This window comes from Chryseobacterium arthrosphaerae, assembly GCF_001684965.1.
Taxonomy (GTDB): domain Bacteria; phylum Bacteroidota; class Bacteroidia; order Flavobacteriales; family Weeksellaceae; genus Chryseobacterium; species Chryseobacterium arthrosphaerae.
In genome coordinates, this window is record NZ_MAYG01000001.1 from 1,581,938 (window position 1) to 1,603,604 (window position 21,667).

Below are 21,667 nucleotides of genomic sequence, written 5' to 3' on the forward strand. Positions count from 1 at the left end.
TCCTGTAACATTGCAGCAAAAAACCATGCGTTTTTCCTAAAGGAAAACTGCCGTGATCAGGTATAAAATCCTTCCCCGGATATCTGCAAAAATATATTTCAAGCAACCCTGTAGCTGATAGATTAAATTGAAAAAAATCAATACCACACCTATATGAATTTTAAAAAAACAGCCGTCCAGAGAGGATGTGCCATCTTATTTTTATTTGTGCTGCAAACGCTTTCCGCACAATACAAAATGCCCGTAGCCTATGTAAGCTCGCAACAGCCTGCACAGCCCGGAAATGAAGCAGGTATGTGTACAGACAATAACATGAATACTCTTTACCATTCCAAGTACAGCCTGAGTACGGCCCTACCTGACCAATTGAATTTTAATTTTTCTCAACGGGTAAAAAGCGTATCAAAGGTGGTCTATAAACCGAGACAATCCGGCCTGAATGGAATCTGGACAAGTGTAAAGATTAAATATTCCACACAAGCCAGTCCCGGTGTTTTCACAGATGCTACAGGTGTAATAAACTGGGCGGCAGACAACACATCAAAGACAATAGATCTGCCCAATGCTATTATAAAGCCTGCTGTTATCAGAATAGAGGTTTTGAATGCAGAAAACAGTTTTTCAAGCTGTGCTGAAATGGAATTTTATTCTACGGAACAGATGGATCCCGTTACCGCAGAATGTGCTCTTCCCACCGGAGAATTTGCAAATTTCGGAGATATTCCTGTAATACCACAGGCAGCAGGTTCTACAGCCTCCAGTTTTCAACCGGGATATGATATCGATAAATCTTTCGACGGAGATCTCAATACCTTATATCACTCGAATTGGAGCACGACATCCTTTCCTGTTTCCCTTATTTATGAATTCAACGGGCAAACGCCGATCAACTATCTGAAATATATACCAAGACAGGACGGCAATGTAAACGGAAATTTCGGAAATATAAAAATCAGTTATAATACAGTATCCAATTCCAATTATACTGAAATCTCAACTCTCAATTTCGAACAGACGGGAGTATCAAAAACGGCCTACTTCCCTTCTGCCATTACCCCATTGCATATCAAAATTGAAGTACTGGATGGAAAGAACAATTTTGCGAGCTGTGCCGAACTTCAGTTTTTCCAGACGGATCCTAACACACCTGACCTTTCGGCTTATTCTGCTATTTTCAGTGATCCGCTGTTCAGTACACTGAAGCCTTCTGTTACCCAGCAGGATATCAATGCCATTACCTCTCCATTTATGAAAGGGCTGGCACAATGCCTTTTCAACAATACCTATACTAAAAAGTACAGGGTACAGAACTTTACCGCTTACAAAAAGAATGAATCAATCAATACTCAATACAAAATAGGCAATTATAATGCTTATGAAAATCCTGCAGGGATTGTATTTCAACCCAATACCACAGTAGTTATTTTTGCAAAGGATATCAGTTCTGCCAGCAATAAAGTTTACCTGAAGATCAGGGATTTTGCAACAGAAGGCGGCACATCACAGATATCTCCTGAAAATTCATATGAGCTGAAAAACGGGTTCAACCTATTGAAAATTACCAACGGAGGACTCGGATATATCTCCTACTATACTGATGATACCGCTGCCGCTCCAATTTCTCTCAATATTACGGCAGGTATTGTAAATGGTATTTATAAAAAAGGAACTGCAGCTCCCGAATGGACTGAAATGCTTACCAATGATGTGTATCCCAAAGTAGATATGCAGGGATACTACACGGGATTGGTCATGGATAAATCTGCAGTAACCAATTTTCATTATGATTCTCCACAGCCTCTGGTTGACAAATATGATATGATTGTAAAGTCTGAAAGAGAGCTTATGGGCTTCTTCAAGTACAATAAGAATGTAAAAAACAGACAGCTTATGTACACCGAATCTGTAGGAGGCTGGTTTGGCGGAACCTTAGGAGTGCATCTGGATCTGACGTGGGGAATGCAGAATACAGCTTCCGCTACTGGTCTTGATATCTGGGGAGTGGCGCACGAATTCGGGCATATCAACCAGGTAAGACCAGGGGTAAGATGGTCCGGTACAGGAGAAATTACCAACAATATTTATTCATTATGGGCTTATTATAATATGCATACTCCTAATGGAAGTAACCGCTTTACAAGGCTGGAAGGTGAAATTGCAGATAAAACAGTATTCCCTCAGGTTGAAGGGAACCGATATGGGGAATTTATTATCCAGACCCAGATCAATGGAAAAAATGTGATGGATCAATTCAGAACGAATTTTGTGAATCCAAAGGATAAAAACTTCAGAAGCCTTATTCCATTCTGGCAGCTGGAATTGTATTATCAGCTGGCCGGAGCTTCGAAAGGAGCAGCAACATTAAATTTTGATGGGGATATGTCCAATGAAGACACCCAGACTCCACCGGCTCCGGTGACAGGGGTAGATTATGCTCACTGGCTTGCTTATGTTGTTAAAAAAGTTACTGAAACGGATGAATCCCAGCTTTCCCAAGGGCAATTGGTGATGAATTTCGTGAAAAACACCTGTGATGCCGTTCAGGAAGATCTTACCGATTTCTTTACCAATACAGGTTTCCTGAGACCAGTGGACGGAACGATGGATGATTATGTTTCACAACAGCTGACCATTACACAAAGTATGATAGATGACGTAAAAAGTTATGTTCTCTCAAAAGGATATGCCAAACCTGTTTCTCCGGTGATCAATTATATCTCTGCAAACAGCGTCAGTACTTTTAAAAATCTTCTGCCGGTTTCCGGTATTACAGGCGTTGGGGCACAGATCATCAGCAATACAAATGGACGGTTCCTTCTCATAGATAATGCGCAGTGGACTAATGCTGTTGCCTTTGAAACCTATGACATAGCTAATGCTCTGATAAGCGTCTCTATTGTTGGGACAGGAGATACAACGCTGGCAAATACGTATGTGGATTTCCCTTCCAGTGCACAGAAGGTATATGCTATAGGATATAACGGACAAAAAATTCTGGTTTATCCTGCAGGTACTTTAGCAGCAGACAATAGCATTGCCAATAAAAATAATATTTCGGTATTCCCTAATCCATTAAAAAGCGGACAGAAACTGAACATTGCCATTAAAAATGCAAAAGGAAATCTAAAGGCTGAAATATATGATATGACAGGTCAGCTGCTGACGGCTGCAAAAGGATCTGTAGAAGAAATCAATAAAAAGGTGAATGACAGCATACAAAACCTGAAAACAGGAATTTATATCATCTCAATATACGATGGAGATACCAGCCTATATCAGTCTAAAATCATCAAAGAATAGATATTGACTGATTGTTTTTAAAAGGTACAGCAATTCATTTTTTCACAAAAATAAAGACTTCCGGAAATATACCGGAAGTTTTTGTTTTGTTTCATGCATCTTAATTGATGATTTCACCTTTATTGTCTTTTAATTTTTCCTGAAACTTTTCAAGCTCTTCAGCACTGGGCCTCACCCAATCTGTTGCTTCCCCTATGATCTTCAGTGGGGATTCGGAACGATAGGAACGGGTTGGGTTTCCCGGAAATTTTTTATCTGTAAGATTGGGGTCATTTTCATAGGTACCTGTAGGCTCAATGATGTACACCCGTTCACGTCCGGTTCCTTTTGCCAATGCAGCAGCAAGACCAGCTCCATTCACTGACGCTGTAAAATAAATATGATTCATTCTGAATTCAGATTTATAGTTGGAATTACTTCCTGCCGTCAGTAAATCTCCAATTTTCAGATCTGCTTTTGTACCATGATAAAAGGGACCTTTGTCTGAGGGGTGATTCTTCCACTGCATGGCCAATTCAAAGTTTTCTTTTGCCTTCTCTTTTTCACCCATTTCTTCATAGCATTTGGCGATATTGAGATAAATAGCAGGAAAAGCACTCTTCACCGTATCATCATTTATTTTTTGTCCCAATTCTAAGGTAGTTTCAAGCCATTTTAATCTGTCTGAAACTGTTTTCTGATGCCTGGACAGGTAATGAGCCGTAAGAAATTTTTCAAGATCATCAGCCGCTTCCTGCCAACCTTGCTGAAACAGCTCTAATGCTTTCTCAGGATGCCCCTGTTCTTCCATACTCATCCCCTGAAGACAAAGCTTAACAACGTTATTGAATGGTGAAAATTCCATATTTTATTTTTTTTAAATCTACAAACTTACATAATTTAATCCAGTCCGGAACACAGGTATATGCCACTGAAAAAGCCGCATCCAAGTACTATGGAACGGCTCAGATAAGAAGATTGCAGTACACAATTATCAGGTTCAAAAATATCTGTTATTTCTGAATCTGTTTATGATTACAAACATAAAATAAAGCTGCGGGAAAATAAAAAGCGCCTCAGAAATTCTGAGGCGCTTTCGATTAATTAAAGGTATATGATATTTTATTTATCTAAATGCTTAGGCGTAAATCCGTCTTCATTCAATTCTCTGTGTACATAATCTGCCTTCATTTCAGCTTCGTAGTCTACTTTGGTATCTTTACCCATTCTGCGTAGAAGGGAGTCAAATAATGAATATACTACCGGTACAATGATCAATGTAAGGAATAGAGACGATGTCAAACCACCGATTACTACCCATGCAAGACCTTTGTTCATTTCTGCCCCTGCTCCTGTTGCCAATGCGATCGGTAACATACCGAAGATCATCGCAATGGTTGTCATCAGGATCGGACGAAGACGGGCGTGGTTGGCCTGGATCAGTGCATCATGAGTATTTGCTCCCGCTTCTTTTCTTGCATTGGTAAAGTCAACGATCATAATCGCATTCTTCGCAACAAGACCAATCAACATGATCATCCCCAGCATCGTAAAGATATTCAATGAGTTCGCAGTTAAGGCAAGAATTACCATTACCCCGATCATTGCCAGCGGAATAGAGAACAATACTACGAATGGATATACGAAACTGTCATATAACGATACCATCACCAGGTATACCAATACGATAGCCGCTAATAAAGCAATCCCTAAAGTACCGAAACCTTCCTGCTGGTTTTCCATATCACCACTCCAGATGTAGTCAACCCCCACAGGTTTTTTATCATTCATAAATTTAGCTGCCCATTCGTTTGCTACGTCCCCTACCGGTCTACCTACCGCTTTAGCTCTTACTTTTACAGAAGGAGATTTATCTCTACGCTCAAGCAAACTTGGTCCTGAACCCATTTTCACCTCGGCAAACTGGCTCAGACGAACCTGCTGACCCTGAGGGTTTGTAAAGATCAGGTTTTTAACATCATCAATAGATTGTCTGTTGACATCTCCAAAACGGATGTTAATATCATATTCATATTCTCCGGCTCTGAATTTCCCGTCTGTGTTTCCGTTGAATGCAGTCTGCATCGTTTGTCCCACACTTGAAAGATTTAAGCCTAAAGAAGCCATTTTATCCCTGTCTATCGTCACCTGCACTTCCGGGTTACCAGAGTCTGTTGACAATTCTGCATCTACTGCTCCAGGAACTTTTTTCAATAATTCTAAAATTCTTGTTGCTTCTTTTACAGCAATTGCATTATCAGGAGCCGTCACTACCATTTCGATCGGTGCATTCTCAGCACCCATGATCCCGATTGGAGCTGTTTTGAACTCTACTCCCGTAAATTTCTCTTCTAAAGCTCTTTTTACTTTTGCCGCTTTGATGTTGGTACTTTCAGAACGTTCAGATTTGTCCGTTAGGTTTACCTGAACCTCAGACTGGTAGGTTGTTGCCTGTGCTCCACCAAAACCTGTAGACTGCTGTCCTACTGTTGTAATAAGGTCTACAACATCTTTATCATTTCTTAAAAACTTCTCAACTTCCAATGTCAGCTGATTGGTTTTTTCAACGGTTGCGTCTTTTGAAAGCTCCATTTGTACAAGGAACTGACCACGGTCGATTGGTGGGAAGAATTCACCCCCGATGAATCCGAAGATCACCAAAGAGAATGAACTGATCAGGATAATAAAGGTGATCACAACTGTGGAAATTCTTCTTAAAGTTGTTTTAAGACACCATTCAAGGATATCTGTAATCCAGTGTGTAAACCTGTCAATTAAACCTTCAAACCAAAGGATAAATTTCTCGAACCAGTTTTTACCGGTCAGGTGCTCAAGCTTCCCAAATCTTGATGATAACCAAGGAATGATGGTAAATGAAGCCAGTAACGATAATAAGGTTGCAATAACCACCGTGACGCAGAACTGTGCCAGGATGTTTGCTACAAGCCCTGAGCTCATCGCAATCGGTAAGAATACCACCACAATTACCAAGGTAATCGCAGCAACGGTAAATCCGATCTCAGAGGCACCGTCATAAGCTGCTCTGATCTTGCTTTTACCCATCTCCATGTGACGGTAAATATTTTCCAGTACAACGATCGCATCATCCACCAGGATCCCTACCACAAGGGACAGTCCCAGTAAACTCATCAGGTTCAGAGTATAGCCCATCAGGTTCATTCCAATGAATGCCGCTACCAATGAAGCCGGGATAGAAACCATTACGATAAATGCGTTTCTGATACTGTGAAGGAATAGCAGCATTACAATTGCCACGAGGATAATCGCCAGGAATAAGTCGAAAATAACGTGGTTGGCTGATTCAAGAGTAAATTCCGTTGTATCGTTCACGATCTTTACTTTTACCCCCTGCACTTTGTAAGCTTCCTCTACGGTCTTAATGGTTTTCTGAACGCTTTCAGATACAGCCACCGCATTGGCATCAGACTGCTTTTTCACCTGCATCAGGATGGTAGGAAACTGGTTGAATCTCGCTACTTTTTCAACATCTTTCTGAGAGTCGAAAACAGTTGCAATATCAGATAAACGTACCTGTGCTCCGTTTTTATTGGAAACCACAAGGTTATTCATTTCTTCAATCGACTTATACTTCCCTGATAATCTGATCGTAGATTTTGTTGTTCTGGTTTTCAAACTTCCTGTTGGGAAATCAAGGTTTGATGAAAGGATTGCCTGTTGTACATCTCCTATTGAAAGCCCGTATCCCTGTAATTTTTTCTCGTCCAGGTTCACCTGAATCTCTCTTTCCTGTCCACCTACAAGATCTACCTGTGCCACACCGTTTACACGGGAGAAAATGGGTTCGATCTTTTTATCCAGCAGGTCATAAAGATCCTTACTGTTCAGTTTATCAGATGAAATACTCATCGTGATAATCGGAAGGTCATCCAGGGAGAATTTGTTAAGTGACGGTGCTTTTACATCATCCGGAAGGTCTGCCAGAATAGCATTTACCTTTCTCTGGGCATCATTCAAAGCATAGTCTACATCGGCTCCGTCGTTCAGCTGAACCATGATAACCGATAAACTCTCGTAGGAAGAAGATTCTACTTTTTTTACGTTTTCCAAAGACCCTACGGCATCCTCAATCTTCCGGGTTACGGAGGTTTCCACCTCTGCAGGTGAAGCTCCCGGATATACCGTAGAAATGGTTACCATATTGGTTTCAAACTTCGGAATCAATTCGTACCCCATGAGCGTATAACTCAGGATACCTCCCAACGTCAGAATCGTAAATAATACGATTACCAGCGAGGGTCTTTTGATCGATATTTCTGCTAACTTCATAAATCTTCTACTTTATAATGTTCACTTTAGATCCGTTATCCAGGTTGATCTGTCCGCTGGTTACTACTTTCTCACCACCGTTCAGTCCGCTCAATACCTGTACTTTGTCTCCGTAAACTTTTCCAATAGTTACTTTGATCAGCTTTGCAACTCCATTCTCAACAACGAATAACTGTCCTGAACTTACCCCGTTTACAAACGCTTCAGCAGGAACTGTCAGCATATTCTGTGTTTCTGCACCGTGGTTTGTGCTGAATTTAGCCGTTGCATACATCCCCGCTTTTAAGTTTCCTCTGTTCTGAACTTCGATTTCAACAGGGAAATTCAAAGATGCATCACTTTTAGGAGCAATGAATGTAATTCTACCTACGAAAGAATCTTCCGGCAAAACGTTCACTTTAATAGGAACTTCCTGACCCAGCTGAATTTTCCCGATCTGACTTTCATCCACTAATACCGAAAGTTTCAGGCTGTTGATATTAACGATCTCAAACATCGCTGTTCCGGGAGAAACTACAGTTCCCGGCTCAACCATCTTTTTGTTGATTGTACCGCTGATTCCTGCACGGATGCTTGTATCATTTACTTTTACTCCCTGAGCTTTAACGGCGGCCTGCATATTTTTAAGCTGTAATCTTGAATTGTCAAGCTGTTGTTTTGTTACACCTCCGGTTTTATATGCATTTTCATAACGCTGGTTATCAATGATCGCATTCTGAAGGTTATTCTGAGCCTGTGTAACGTCAACTTCGATCGCATCTCTTTTGATCGTCGCCAAAACCTGGCCTGCCCCTACTCTGGATCCTTCTTTTACCAAAACGCTCACAATACGTCCTGAGATTTCTGAAGCCTGGTTCATTTCCTGCTTGGGAAGGAAAGTTCCGTTTGCAGAGTAATCCGTATCGATATTTTCTCTTGTAACCGTTACAATGTTTACGTTGATCTTATCTACCTGCTTGGCAACTTCTTTTACTTCCTGGGTCTGCTTTTCTTTGTTACCGGCAATCTTGTAAGCAGCTAAACCTACAAGTACAGCAGCTACGATGATATATATTAAAGTTTTTTTCATTTTCGTTTATTATAAGTTTTGTAGTGTGTTTAGTTCACCTTTAGCTTTTATCAGCTTGATCTCAGCCTGTTTGTAATCCAGTAATGCATTGGAATAGTTCTGTTTTGCCTGTGTTAAAGCATTTTCAGAATCCAGTACTTCTGTAAGGGTTGCCAGACCATATTGATAATTGGATTGGGTATTTTTCTGTACTCTTTCAGCCAGTTCTACATTATCTTTTGTGCTTTGGATATTGATAATGGCATTTTCCATATTGGTAATGGCATTTTTATAGTCCAGATCAAGACTCAGCTGTGTTTTCTGAATATCCTGATCAATATCCTGGATATCAATTTCAGCCTGCTGAATTCTTGCTTTTGTAGCACCACCTGTAAAAATTGGAATATTCACATTCAGACCTATTGCTGAATAATCACTCCAAAGTACTCCGTTATTCAGTCCATTCGTCAAAGGAAATTTTTTCCCCATACCGGCCCAGCCATAGCTTGCGGTAAGATTAACGGTAGGATACAGATAAGCTTCTGTAGCTTTTTTATTGAACTGAAGAAGTTCTCTGTTCTTGTTTAAAACCTTAAGTTCCGTACGGTTTTCAAGGTTTACATTGCTCGCAATCAATTCAGGTTTCGGCTCAATTGTCTTTTCTTCAAGTTCGATATCGGTCCCGATAGGAACTCCCATATAGAATTTCAAAGCATTTTTTGAAAGTTCCACTGAATTGATCAATTGCTGCTTGTTTGACCCGATATTAGTAAGCTGTACATTGGTACGGTCCAAATCGATTGATTTCGCCAATCCGTTATCTACAAGACTTTTAATAACATTTCTTACTTTTTCGGTATTGGCATAGCTCGCTTCTACCGTTTTAAGATTCTCTTCCTGTACAAAAACCTGATAATAGGCTGTTGCCACATTTTCAATAATCTGTTCGTTGGTAAGGTCTGCATTCAGTACATAAAATTCTCTTGTAGTTTTTGCAGCTTTCAGTCCTGTAAATACTCTTTGATCGAATAATGCCTGCTGAAGCTGAACAACAGCACTTGAGCTCCATGGCTGCCCCAGCTGTGCTCTGATTCTCTCACCGCCAAATTCAAGCAAAGACTCCTGAATAACAGGGTTGTATGTAAGTCCGGCTGTTGCACTGATCTGTGGAAGAGCTCCTGCTCTGGCCTCATCAATCTTATATTCGGCTTTTTTTATCTGTAAAGCTGCCTTTTTAGCTTCTGCTTTATTCTGAAGTGCCTGTTTGATTGCTTCCTGAAGGGAAACCTGCTGCTGGGCAGACACCGATGAAAAACCGAAAATCATAAATGCTGCAGCTATCCCGATTTTTAGCTTTTTAGCAGTTATACGTTTTCTTTTCATAATTTTATACTTCGTTTATTTTTTATTTAATTTTCAGTCATTATTTTATTTCTAACTGACGAACCATTGTAAGAAATACTTTAATCTTTTTTAATTTTTAAACAATATGTTGATAATGATTTCTTTCCTTTCTGAAATAATCTTATCATAATCTTCATCACTGATCATCAGATTCTCCATAAACAGCGGTCTTATAGCACTCGGAAAAACCAATAATGAAACCATGTTCAGGATAAACTGTACGGGAGCCATTTTTTCAATATTTCCCAGTTCCATTTCTTTTTCAATATCGCTATACATCTGATTGAGGATATCTTCTTCAATTTCTCTCTGATGGCAGGTTCCCTTATTGATCTGTGAAACGATATAGGTCTCCAGATACGGATACTGAAGACTTGTGGCAAGGCTTCCTTCTATAAACTTGCTGATCTTTTCTTTAAATGGGAGATCAGCATTCTGAATGATCTTCGATTTTTCCTGTTCTACTCTCTGCGCTTCATCAAAGATGATCTGGATCAGCTTGTCTCTGGAACGGAAATAATAATTAATAAGGGTCCTGTTCACTCCTGCTTCATCTGCAATCTCCTGCGTAGTAGCATCAAATTTTCCTTTCACAAAGAATAAATTCTTCGCTGTCTCCTTGATCAATTCCTGTGTTTGGTCTTTTTTTGCTTGATTTGACATTTTTGTTAAACAAATTTGTGCAAATTTATACTAAAAAATATTTTTGACAAAATTGTTAAACAAAAAAATTAAACAGAAATATTATGATATGCATCATGTTTTTGAATTACATTTCCTGATTACCGGAGGCACAGTAAACCCTGTCCCATAATGAAAAGACATCCTGGGAAATGATTGAAATGAGAAGTTTTACATGAATAAGGCAACAGGTACCGGCTTCAGGGATAATAAAAACGGGCAGAAATTTCTGCCCGTTTTATTGTTATAGTAATTTGATCTTATCTTCAAGAATATCGATGATCTTATCTTTATACAGTCCGCCAATCGCTTTTTTAAAGTTTTTCTTACTCATCTGAAGCTCATCTTTGATCTCTTCAGGTGAAGACTTATCAGACACATACAGCAATCCGTAGTTTTCTTCCAGTTTATCCAGAATCTTCTGTTTAAACTCATCAATATTTTCAAAGCCGTCAGGCTGTAATGAAACATCTATTTTCCCGTCTTCACGGATTGCCTTGATATACCCCTTTTCTTCTGATAAAGGATACAGTTTTTTGAAAACATCAGAAGCATAAATCAAACCGATGTATTGCTTATTGATCACCACATTCCAGCCCAGCTCACCTTCGTTCATCATGATCAGATCTACTTTATCCCCTTTTCTGAAAGGGAGATCCTGATACTGAGGATTTCTCTTGAACTTGGTTGTTCCTGTAATCAGACCCATATCTTCATCTACATAAATGTAAACAAGGTATCTTTTGCCTTCAATAATCTTGGCTTTCTGCTGTTTGTAAGGGATAAAAAGATCTTTAATGATTCCCCAGTCCATAAATGCTCCGCTCGGAAGACTCTGCACACAACTCATGACAGCGAATTCACCTACTTCAGCTAATGGAATTTCTGTAGTAGCCTTCAGCTTATCATCGTCCTGATATACAAAAACTTCAACGTACTCACCCACTTCCTGCTCTTCACGAATGAAGATTTTTGGAAGAAAAGCTTTTTCACCGGATTCTTCATCTGTTAAGATCCATCCTGAATTAATTTTTTCTGAAATTTGTAAAGTCTGAGTTTTTCCGAGTTGCATTGATGATAAAATTAGCTTACAAAGGTACGGAAATTTGAAGATTTTAACCTATTTAATATTTTTAAGAATTATTTTATCTTTCAAAAAGTCCTTAAAACCTGTACATTTGAATAAAAATACCGTACCATGAAAAAATATTTTGTGCTGTCATTCTTTCTTTTCCATATGCTTTCCTATGCACAACTTCTGGACAAAACAGCTCTTAACATTGGCTACCGCTATACCGGAAGAAATGTTCTGCAGGCAGGATTAGAATACAGATTGGGAGACAGCTATGATGGCTCTGTTATCCTGGGACCTTCCCTGCTTTACACCCATGTGAATGACACGGATAAATTGATTCCGGAGATCAATATCAACCTTGTCCGTGCCGGGTTGCTGTTGGGTTTATCAGCCAATCCATATTCGTTAGAGCCAAGATTAGGCTTCTCATTATTCAATGCAATATTTCTCAATACCGGATATGCCTTTCCCATTCACAGAGATAAATATTTTAAAGGAGTAACTTTTGGAATACAGTTCAATATTGCTCCGAAACGGTCTAAGTTTTATGACCATATGAAAATCATGTAATGTGCAAAAAAATCTCCCGCAGATCAGGCTTATTCCACAGATTTTTGTGTTATACATAGAATCTGTAACTCAGATATTCTATTCCGACTGAGAAATATACTCCATCACTTCTCTTTTACTGCTTTCAAAATCAAAAGCATCATACACTACGAAATACCTGTATTTATCAGCACAATTACGATACATTGACTTGGCCATCGCTATTTTATTATTATCAAAACTAAGCGACTTCACCAAATCTCTTATCTGTATTGATGTAAACATAGAACTTCGCATTTGCTGCCTGATCATGGACATTTTACCATCATCAAACTTTTGATTTCTCTGAAGCATATCAAAGAACTCGCGGAAAGAACTGTTATCCATAACATTTCCTGAACCGGACCAATCTCCGGGATGATTCCCATATGGATTATTCCAGATATCATTCCAGTCATTAAAGCCATATTGACCTTTTACAGGATAGGAATCAAGTAAATATAACCCTTCATTGGTAAAGAAATCCAGCACCATTCTGCTGTTATTACGAAGCATCAAAGTTGTTCTGTAAATTAAAAAGCCGTTTTCATAGATTGAGACAGGCATTCTCCCTGACGGTAAGTCAAAAAAACGGTATTTTCCGGCACCGTTTGCCATCGTCTGATCTCCAACTTCCACGGTAAAGAATCCCTGCTCGGGAATTCTCAGAAATACTTCAGCGTACCCATAGTTTCTGTTCCACTGGTAGGCCGGACTTTTAGCCCTGTTATTCTGAAAAGGTCTGCTGTCCGATCCTGATGAATCAAAAGCTTTATTTTTATCATTGCCTTTTGGAGTCTTCATTTCTGAGACTGAAGCTTCATTTTTCAACAATTCTCCTACTTTTCCGGCTTCCTGGGCGAATGAACTGATACCAGCCAAAAGCATCCAACTCATAAAAATTTTCTTCATGCTTAATTTTTGAGGAATCCATCTCCATTTTCATGCCAAAAGCAGTACAAAAAAGGCTGCTTCAATAAGAAACAGCCTTTAATTTTTTACTATTTAAATGATTAAATCTTTTAATCAAATATTACATATGAATCGGTCTCTTTGCCGTAGCATCCAATGCAGCTTCTTTGATGGCTTCTGCATACGTTGGGTGGGCGTGAGAGCTTCTTGCAATATCTTCAGCACTTGCACGGAATTCCATAGCAATTACTCCTTCTGCGATAAGGTCGGCAGCTCTTGCTCCTACGATGTGCATTCCTAACACTTCATCTGTTTTTTCGTCTGCAATAATCTTAACAAGACCGTCGATATCACCACTTGCACGGCTTCTCCCTAAAGCTCTCATAGGGAAAGAACCTACTTTGTAAGCTACTCCTTCTTCTTTAAGCTGCTCTTCGGTTTTACCTACTCCTGCAACTTCAGGCCAGGTGTATACAACACCAGGGATCAGGTTATAATTGATGTGAGGTTTTTGTCCTGCTAATGTTTCAGCAACAAAAACTCCTTCTTCTTCAGCTTTATGAGCAAGCATCGCTCCTTTGATCACGTCACCGATTGCATAGATGTTGGCAACATTAGTCTGCAGGTGATCGTTTACTTTCACTCTTCCTCTTTCGTCAAGTTCTACTCCTGCTTTTTCAAGGCCAAGACCGTCTGTATACGGTTTTCTACCTACAGAAACCAAACAGTAATCTCCTTCTACTGTTACTTCTTCTCCTTTTTTATCTTTAGCCGTGATCTTTACAGTATCTCCGTTTCTCTCAACAGCTGAAACTGCTGTAGAAAGCATGAACTTCATTCCTTGCTTTTTAAGAACTTTAGTCAATTCTTTGCTTAAAGCTCCATCCATTCCAGGGATGATTTTATCCATAAATTCAACTACAGTCACCTGAGCACCTAATCTTAAGTATACAGACCCCAGTTCCAGACCAATTACCCCACCTCCGATCACTACTAAGTGCTTAGGAATTTCTTTAAGGTTCAGAGCTTCTGTAGAAGTAATCACTCTTTCTTTATCCAAAGTAATGAAAGGTAATGTAGAAGGCTTAGAACCTGTAGCAATGATTGTATATTTGGATTCTACCGTTTCGGAAGAACCGTCATTTTTAGTGATTTTGATCTGAGTAGCAGACTCAAAGCTTCCCACTCCTTCAAAAACCGTGATCTGGTTTTTGTTCATCAGGTAGCTGATTCCATCTGTATTCTGTTTGATCACTTCGTTTTTACGTTCGATCATTCTTGCGATATCTGCCTGCGGCTCATTGATGATGATTCCGTGACCTGCAAAATTGTGTTTTGCATTTTCGAAATGTTCTGAGCTGTCAAGAAGTGCTTTTGACGGAATACATCCAACGTTAAGACAAGTTCCGCCTAAAGTTGAATATTTTTCAATAATTGCTGTTTTGAAACCTAACTGTGCTGCACGGATCGCAGCTACATAACCACCAGGACCGGAACCTATTACGGTAACATCGAATTGACTCATGTTATTGTATGAATTTGTTTATTATTATCTATCTTAATTCTCACAAATTTACATATAAATTACCAAGCACCAAAGTGAGTTTTATCAATTTTAAAAATGATAATTATATGCTTTAGTTTTGTGAAAAGTATTATTTTATGAACCTGATATTTTCTTCATTCCCTTCCTTCAGGTAAATTGCTGTAAACACCAGTGGCTTTTCAGCTGATGCATTATCAAAATGAAGGATTTTCACATTTTTGGGTTCATAAAAGGCTTCTCCTTCATGCAGCACCACTTTCTGCTGCCCTTCTATCTGAAAAACAGCTTCGCCGGAATTGATGATTCCCAAAACGGGACAGGGATGCAGGTGTTCCGGAGCCCTTTGCCCGGCAGCCATCGTTATTTCCTGAATTTCTGTGGATTTAACTTTCTGATCAAGTGCAGTTTTCAGCAATTCCTTTCTGGAGATTGTCTTCTGCTGCGCCATGAGCACCACGGAATTCAGCATCACAGCAACAATTATAAATGGCTTCATTGATCAAATATTTAATTTTATTTCTTTTTATTACATCAGCATACCCTATTGCACATTCAGTTTTCCCTGCCCAAATGTACCTGTGCTGTCAAAAAAAGATCCTCCATATACATACCAGTCAAGGCTTTCCAGATATTCCACTGCATTTTCCGGAGTGATCTGTGAACGGTCTTTTTTTGAAACAATTCCTTTGTACCATCTTCCTGATTTGGAATAATGCTCATATTCCACAAAATAATGAATCCATATTCTCTGGCAGAGTTTGCACTGTTGAATCGTTACTTCTCCATATCTTCCGTTGGTATGATCTATACCTAATTCTGAACTCCTGTATTCAGTATAATTGTGGTCCGGCTTTTCACAAGCGCATCCTATTTTAGGAATCGTTTTCATTGTATCCTCGTTTGAAACACAAAAATACTAAAAATACGTCAACCCGAAGGTGCCATGAACGGTATAGCTAAAATAAGAAATCTTTTATATGCAAAAGGTTTTATTCAAGTTGGGTTTGGAGGCTTTTCTTTTTCAGACGTCTATATATTTTAATATTAAAAAGAATCATAATCAACGTCATCAATAAAGACGGTAGGATTTGGCTGTACGGTTTATAATCCGGTAAAAGGGTTCCTGTAAATGCCGAAAAAAGGGCACCCAACGCACTGATCATTTTACTCGAATGCTCATACCTCCAGACATTTCCATAACGGGACGACGGAATAAAGTACCGGAGAATATCGTATGAAATGACCAGCAGTAAATATCCGACTCCTGAAAAAATGATTACAGGATCCCAATAAAAGCCTATAAACCTGAGATAGTATATAAAGACTACAGCCATTGTGAATGCAGCCAGCATTGCGAAAAAATCTTTTACATAAAAACGGTTGGTTTTTTCTTTTATAATTCTGAAACCCGAATAGGTATTATAGCCAGCCAGGATAGTGATCAGCAATAGAAACAGGTTTCTTTTAAACACAATAACACCGAATGCTCCTGTCGTTACGACAATGACCATACACCCCATAAAAAGATATCCGAGCTTTCTGTGTAAAGGTGTTCCCTTTGTTTTGAACAGGATCACAAATCCTGCAATAAGCGCTATACTTCCGGTAATAACATGAATAATAATGTTCATTAAATGAAGAGTTGTATCCATACTTTTTTGATGGCAAAACTCCTTTAAAAATGGCTTTAAATCGTCCTAACCGATAGTTTAGGACTCTTTTACTGAGGATCCGGACTTCTTAAATTCAGACGGCGTCATGCCCGTTTCTTCTTTAAAGATCTTATTGAAAGTTGATTTGGAATTAAACCCGGATTCAAAGGCTATTCCCAAAATGGAGTATTTATCAAATTCAGGAGTTCTAAGCTTTTTCTTTACTTCTTCCACTCTGTATGAGTTGACAAATTTATAGAAATTGGTACCAAGATCCTGATTAATAACTTCGGAAAGGCGATGAGTGGAAACCTTCATTAAAAGAGACAGCTTTTGAAGGCTTAATTCTTCATCAAGAAAAGGACGTTCTGCTTCCATAAACATCAGTAATTTTTGAGAAATATCAGTTGAACGATTCCTATTCTCAGAACTTATTTTCACACCCTCTTTATCTGCAGCAGGATTTTCTATAAAAGCCTGCTGATTAAAAACAATACTTTGTCTCAAACTGAAAAATACAATACAGCATAAGTAGATACTCTGTACAGCAGCCACAATCTTAAAGATTTTATCCGAAGGAATTGTTCCCATTTTTGAACTTAGTGTTATGATTAAAGAAACTCCTATGAATAAAACAATGAGGGAGATCAGAATATATTTCAGCCAGTTGAGGCTTATTTTTTCAAGAGCGGAATAATACTGTGGGAGTTTTTTTTGGTATTTTCTCAAAGCCAGAAAACAAAAAACAATATAAACTACCGGAACAATTGCCATAGGAAGTGTAAGAAGATCCAGTACTCCTCTTGGTTGTTTATGAGTAAAATAGGGAATACAATCCTTAAATACTATATTCTCGTAAAAAGCTGAGAATAAAATAAAACTCAAGCTATACATAATAAAAAAAAGAGAATGCCTGACAATATAACTAAGCCGGAATTCTATATTAAATGTCAGGGAAAGCACATAAAGATACAGCATTCCGACGCTGAGAACGGGAAGTGCAAACCCAAATGGCTGAAGTTTTCCGGAAAATAAAAACGGGAATAAGTAGTACAGTAAATTAGCAACAGCCACAATCAACCAGACGATAAGATAATGGTCGGAAGAAACATTTCTTTTTTTGGATAGCAGCAAAGCTATACATAATCCTGCAATAATGATCCCTGAAAAAGAAATATGTTCTAATAGCATACCATAACAGACTTATAAAATGACCGACCTGATATACTGAAACTGCTCTATAATATCCTTACATTTTTGTAATACCGGATCTCTGTACTTTTCTTCAAGCACAGCCAGGCTATCGTCCAGTCCGGATAAATAATCCTGGTTATAAAGATTTCTCTGTTTATTTAAAGGAAAAAAACGGGTTGCTGAGGAAAAGTCTTCTATTATTCTGATTTCAAAATCTTCAAAAGGCTGAATATAGTGAGCGTGATCATACAGATATTCCATTTTCAGACATCCTTCACGAAGGGGAACCTGACCGGTCACCATCGCAATAGCATTGGAATGCATTTTCTTTATATATCTGTTCCGTTTTAATTCGTCAAAATTTATTCATCTTATTTGATCAGATCCAATAGGACTTTTTCATATTTATCAAGGATAATATTCTTCGAAAATCGTGATTTAATGGAATTTTTTATTGCTTCCCGGTTATAATTCTGGTGCATGGCATCTATTATTTTACGGGCAAAATCCTCATAGTTTTCAATATTGGCGATCTCTCCATTTATATTGTGCTGAATGATCTCGTTGATTCCCCCCGGACAGTTATTGGCCAGCGAATAAGTTCCGCAGGCTCCAGCCTCTAAAAGCACATTCGGGAAACCTTCATACCGTGAAGAAAGTATAAACAGATCCGCATATTTCAGAAACTGATAAGGATTTTCCTGTCTTCCGTGAAAAATCACATTTTTAAGCCCCAGAAGCTCCTTTGTCTGAAATAAAACATCCCGGTCTTTTCCGTCCCCTAAAATATGAAGCAGGATATTTTCATTTTTAAGCCTTGAAAACACCTTCAACAGATTATCAAAGCCTTTTCTGGCTGAGAGATTACCGATAGCCACTACATTTTTATAATTATACCTGTAGCATTCCGGTTTAACGGAAATGGCCAGTTTATCATCAATGAAATCAAAATCTACAGGATTATTGATCTTGACAATTTTTTTCTTCTTAATGTTGAAATTGTCGACCAGATCCTTCATCATATCGTCACTTTGTGCAATGATCTTCTGGTAGTTATTATAGAAATTATAGAAGAACTTGATTTCTTTTCTGGTCACGTGCTGGGTAACCACATTGGTTTCCCTTGCAATGAATTTAGTCCTTGGAAAAAGCTTTATAAACAATGACAAGTAAGCATTTACCTCCCCAAAACCGGAAAATACAATATCAGGTTTTCTTCTGTAGATTTCTCCTAAAATAGGCTTTAAAGAGTGTCTGATCCGGTCTGTATTGATATCAATGATTTCGACATCTTTTTTCAGGAAATTAAGATATCCGCCTTGTTTACGCAACAGCAAAATCTTGGGCTCAAACCGATCCCTTGAAAGATGATTCGCTATAGTGGTAACAATTCTTTCTGCGCCTCCGGTTTCCAGGTCCGGCAGAATAAATATGACAGATATTTTTTTCATCAGTTAAAGTTACTAAAAAGTTTAGTTATAAGTCAAATATTCCTTTTGCCATTACGAGCAGAACGAAGCAATCTCAAAATTGAACAGTAATCTTACAGCCTGGAAAAATGCTGAGACCCTACTTTTATCGCCCGCTGATTTTGCATATGACGCACATGTTTGTGGAAAAACCGATTTGCCAAGCTTTATCTTTGTGAAAATATAGTTGCTAAGAATGTATTTCATAAAAAAGAAGCTCTTCCAGGGAAAAAGCTTCTTTTTAATTTTTTTATTCTTCTCTATAAACTAGTTTGCTACGTCGCTGATAAATTTAATTCTCAGCATTCTTACTTCTTCATCAGACAGTTCATCTCCAAATTCATCCAGTAAAATCTTCATACTGTCACTTTCAGATTCATTCATGAATTCCATGAAGCCGTCTACAATATCTTCATCAAAATTGTCTTCAATATAATAATCGATATTCAGTTTTGTTCCCTGGTATACGATTCTTTCCATCTCTTTCAGAAGCTCATCCATAGAGAGATTTTTGGCTCTTGCAATATCTTCAAGATCAATTTTTTTATCGGTACTCTGGATAATGAAAACCTTGTGGCTGGATTTGTTGGCCACCTGTTTCAGGACCATGTCCTGGGTACGTTCTATGTTATTGTCCTCAACATAGGTTTTAATGTAATCAGCGAATTCTTTACCGTATTTTTTGGCTTTTCCTTCTCCTACTCCATAAATTTTGTTGATTTCATCTACTGTAATCGGGTACTGCACTGTCATATCCTCAAGACTCGGATCCATAAACACCGTGTAAGGCGGGATTCCGTGTTTTTTGGCTACTTTTTTCCTTAATTCCTTTAGCAGGGTAAACAGCTTTTGGTCTAGACCTCCTCCGGCCTGTTGCTGCAGCTGATCACTGTCTGCTTTCGCCTGGGTAAGATCAAATTCCCTGTCTTCAGCAATCAGGAAAGTATCTTTGGATTTACCGCTCAATACATTTTTCCCTTTCTCTGTAATCTTCAGAACACCGTATGTCTCAATATCTTTCTGTAAAAAATTCTGAACGGTTGCCTGTCTCAGAATCGTTTTCCAGTAATTGTCTTTTTCTTCTTTCCCGAATCCGAAATGTGAACTTTGCTCAAGCTTATAAGACTTTGTAACCGCAGTTTCTTTTCCCACAATCACAGAAATCAGGTCTTTGGATTTAAACTTTTCCCCGGTATCCCGGATCAGCTCCAAAGCTTTTTTAAGATCGGCCGTTGCATCTTTCAATTTGGGCGGATTGGATGAGTTGTCACACATCTTTGCTCCGTCTCCGTTTACCGGATCGAAACTTTCTCCGAAATAATATAAAATGTATTGTCTGCGGCTCATTGAAGTTTCAGCATAGCCTACCACTTCATTCAGAAGCTGCAATCCGATTTCTCTTTCGGAAACAGGTTTCTGTGCCAGGAATTTTTCCAGTTTTTCAATATCTTTCGGGTCATAGAAAGCCAGACAATGGCCTTCACCACCATCTCTTCCCGCTCTTCCCGTTTCCTGGTAATAGCTTTCCAGGGATTTTGGAAAATCGTAATGGATCACAAAACGGACATCCGGTTTGTCAATTCCCATCCCGAAAGCGATCGTAGCAACAATCACATCCACTTCTTCCATCAGAAACTTATCCTGATTGGCTACCCTTATTTTCTGGTCAAGGCCGGCATGGTAAGGAAGTGCATTGATGCCGTTTACCTGCAAAAGCTGTGCAAATTCTTCCACCTTTCTTCTGCTCAGGCAGTATACAATTCCAGATTTTCCTTTATGCTGATTGATAAACTTAACGATTTCCTTATCTACATTAATCTTAGGACATACTTCATAATATAGATTGGGACGGTTGAAACTTTCTTTAAAGACCAGCGCATTTGTCATTCCTAAAGTTTTCTGGATATCATCCTGTACTTTAGGAGTTGCTGTGGCCGTTAATGCAATTACCGGTACATCGGCAATCTTATCTATGATCTGTTTCAGATTTCTGTATTCCGGTCTGAAATCATGTCCCCATTCTGAAATACAATGTGCTTCATCGATAGCAAAGAAAGATATCTTTACTTCCTTCAAAAAGTCCAGGTAATCATCTTTGATCAATGATTCGGGAGCTACATACAGAAGCTTTGTCTTGCCGCTTTTGATATCGTCAAATACCTGCTTGGTCTGTGTCTTATTCAATGATGAATTCAATACATGCGCTACCCCATCGTCAGATGAAAGGCCGTTCACTGCATCTACCTGGTTCTTCATCAACGCTATTAAAGGCGAAACGACAATTGCCGTACCTTCCGAAATAAGTGCCGGAAGCTGATAACATAGTGATTTCCCACCTCCTGTAGGCATCAGAACAAAAATATCCTTCCCATTCAATAGGTTGTCTATGATCTGTTCCTGCTGGCCCTTAAATGTAGAAAACCCAAAATACTTTTTCAATTCGCCTGATAAATTGGCTTTTTTTGCGCTCATCTAATTTTCTATTGCTAAATTTGCATCTAACCCAAAGTT

17 protein-coding genes and 1 pseudogene are annotated in these 21,667 nt (G+C 38.7%); 2 read left to right on the forward strand and 16 right to left on the reverse strand.

What is annotated here, in order from left to right:
- Positions 1–153: 153 nt before the first annotated feature.
- Entirely contained in the window at positions 154–3,300 is a 3,147-nt protein-coding gene (locus tag BBI00_RS07220) for a M60 family metallopeptidase (protein ID WP_065398133.1), read from the forward strand.
- A 100-nt stretch (positions 3,301–3,400) separates the two neighbouring features.
- On the opposite strand, the gene arr is transcribed toward BBI00_RS07220, so the two are convergent.
- From arr to BBI00_RS07250, 7 genes and pseudogenes are all read right to left on the reverse strand, one after another.
- Positions 3,401–3,808 (reverse strand): NAD(+)--rifampin ADP-ribosyltransferase, encoded by a 408-nt coding sequence (gene arr / locus BBI00_RS23730; protein WP_065399656.1) that lies wholly within the window; start codon positions 3,806–3,808, stop codon positions 3,401–3,403.
- Positions 3,806–4,144 (reverse strand): annotated as a pseudogene (locus BBI00_RS23735) (tetratricopeptide repeat protein); the annotation flags it as partial. The gene arr and the pseudogene BBI00_RS23735, both read right to left, overlap by 3 nt.
- 257 nt (positions 4,145–4,401) lie before the next feature.
- Positions 4,402–7,587 carry an efflux RND transporter permease subunit gene (locus BBI00_RS07230; RefSeq protein ID WP_065398134.1) on the reverse strand — a complete coding sequence of 1,062 codons (3,186 nt, stop codon included), beginning with the start codon at positions 7,585–7,587 and terminating at the stop codon, positions 4,402–4,404.
- A 7-nt stretch (positions 7,588–7,594) separates the two neighbouring features.
- Positions 7,595–8,656, reverse strand: a complete 1,062-nt coding sequence (locus BBI00_RS07235; protein WP_065398135.1) for an efflux RND transporter periplasmic adaptor subunit — start codon at positions 8,654–8,656, stop codon at positions 7,595–7,597.
- Between the two features lie 9 nt (positions 8,657–8,665).
- Positions 8,666–10,018, reverse strand: coding sequence for a TolC family protein (locus tag BBI00_RS07240; RefSeq protein ID WP_065398136.1), 1,353 nt, complete (start codon positions 10,016–10,018; stop codon positions 8,666–8,668).
- Positions 10,019–10,108: 90 nt separating this feature from the next.
- Positions 10,109–10,702: a TetR/AcrR family transcriptional regulator gene (locus BBI00_RS07245; protein WP_065398137.1), complete on the reverse strand. Its 594-nt coding sequence runs from the start codon at positions 10,700–10,702 to the stop codon at positions 10,109–10,111.
- A 262-nt stretch (positions 10,703–10,964) separates the two neighbouring features.
- Complete coding sequence (locus tag BBI00_RS07250) at positions 10,965–11,792, reverse strand: CvfB family protein (RefSeq protein ID WP_065398138.1); 828 nt, start codon at positions 11,790–11,792, stop codon at positions 10,965–10,967.
- A gap of 126 nt (positions 11,793–11,918) precedes the next feature.
- Between BBI00_RS07250 and BBI00_RS07255 the strand changes: the two genes are divergently transcribed.
- Positions 11,919–12,365, forward strand: coding sequence for a hypothetical protein (locus BBI00_RS07255; RefSeq protein ID WP_065398139.1), 447 nt, complete (start codon positions 11,919–11,921; stop codon positions 12,363–12,365).
- Between the two features lie 78 nt (positions 12,366–12,443).
- Here BBI00_RS07255 and BBI00_RS07260 read toward each other — a convergent pair whose 3' ends face one another.
- The 9 genes from BBI00_RS07260 to recQ form a co-directional block, all read right to left on the reverse strand.
- Entirely contained in the window at positions 12,444–13,295 is an 852-nt protein-coding gene (locus BBI00_RS07260; RefSeq protein WP_065398140.1) for a DUF4476 domain-containing protein, read from the reverse strand.
- A gap of 121 nt (positions 13,296–13,416) precedes the next feature.
- Positions 13,417–14,820, reverse strand: a complete 1,404-nt coding sequence (gene lpdA, locus BBI00_RS07265) for a dihydrolipoyl dehydrogenase (protein ID WP_065398141.1) — start codon at positions 14,818–14,820, stop codon at positions 13,417–13,419.
- Positions 14,821–14,950: 130 nt separating this feature from the next.
- On the reverse strand, positions 14,951–15,337 hold the full coding sequence (locus tag BBI00_RS07270; RefSeq protein ID WP_065398142.1) for a cupin domain-containing protein: 387 nt from the start codon (positions 15,335–15,337) through the stop codon (positions 14,951–14,953).
- 45 nt (positions 15,338–15,382) lie between these two features.
- Complete coding sequence (locus tag BBI00_RS07275) at positions 15,383–15,730, reverse strand: hypothetical protein (protein WP_065398143.1); 348 nt, start codon at positions 15,728–15,730, stop codon at positions 15,383–15,385.
- A 100-nt stretch (positions 15,731–15,830) separates the two neighbouring features.
- Positions 15,831–16,493, reverse strand: a complete 663-nt coding sequence (locus tag BBI00_RS07280) for a DUF2306 domain-containing protein (RefSeq protein WP_065398144.1) — start codon at positions 16,491–16,493, stop codon at positions 15,831–15,833.
- 57 nt (positions 16,494–16,550) lie between these two features.
- Positions 16,551–17,684, reverse strand: coding sequence for a helix-turn-helix domain-containing protein (locus BBI00_RS07285; protein ID WP_065398145.1), 1,134 nt, complete (start codon positions 17,682–17,684; stop codon positions 16,551–16,553).
- A 12-nt stretch (positions 17,685–17,696) separates the two neighbouring features.
- Positions 17,697–18,011 (reverse strand): DUF2489 domain-containing protein, encoded by a 315-nt coding sequence (locus tag BBI00_RS07290; RefSeq protein ID WP_065398146.1) that lies wholly within the window; start codon positions 18,009–18,011, stop codon positions 17,697–17,699.
- A 47-nt stretch (positions 18,012–18,058) separates the two neighbouring features.
- Complete coding sequence (locus tag BBI00_RS07295) at positions 18,059–19,138, reverse strand: glycosyltransferase (RefSeq protein ID WP_065398147.1); 1,080 nt, start codon at positions 19,136–19,138, stop codon at positions 18,059–18,061.
- 285 nt (positions 19,139–19,423) lie between these two features.
- Positions 19,424–21,628 (reverse strand): DNA helicase RecQ, encoded by a 2,205-nt coding sequence (gene recQ / locus BBI00_RS07300; RefSeq protein WP_065398148.1) that lies wholly within the window; start codon positions 21,626–21,628, stop codon positions 19,424–19,426.
- Positions 21,629–21,667 lie beyond the last annotated feature (39 nt).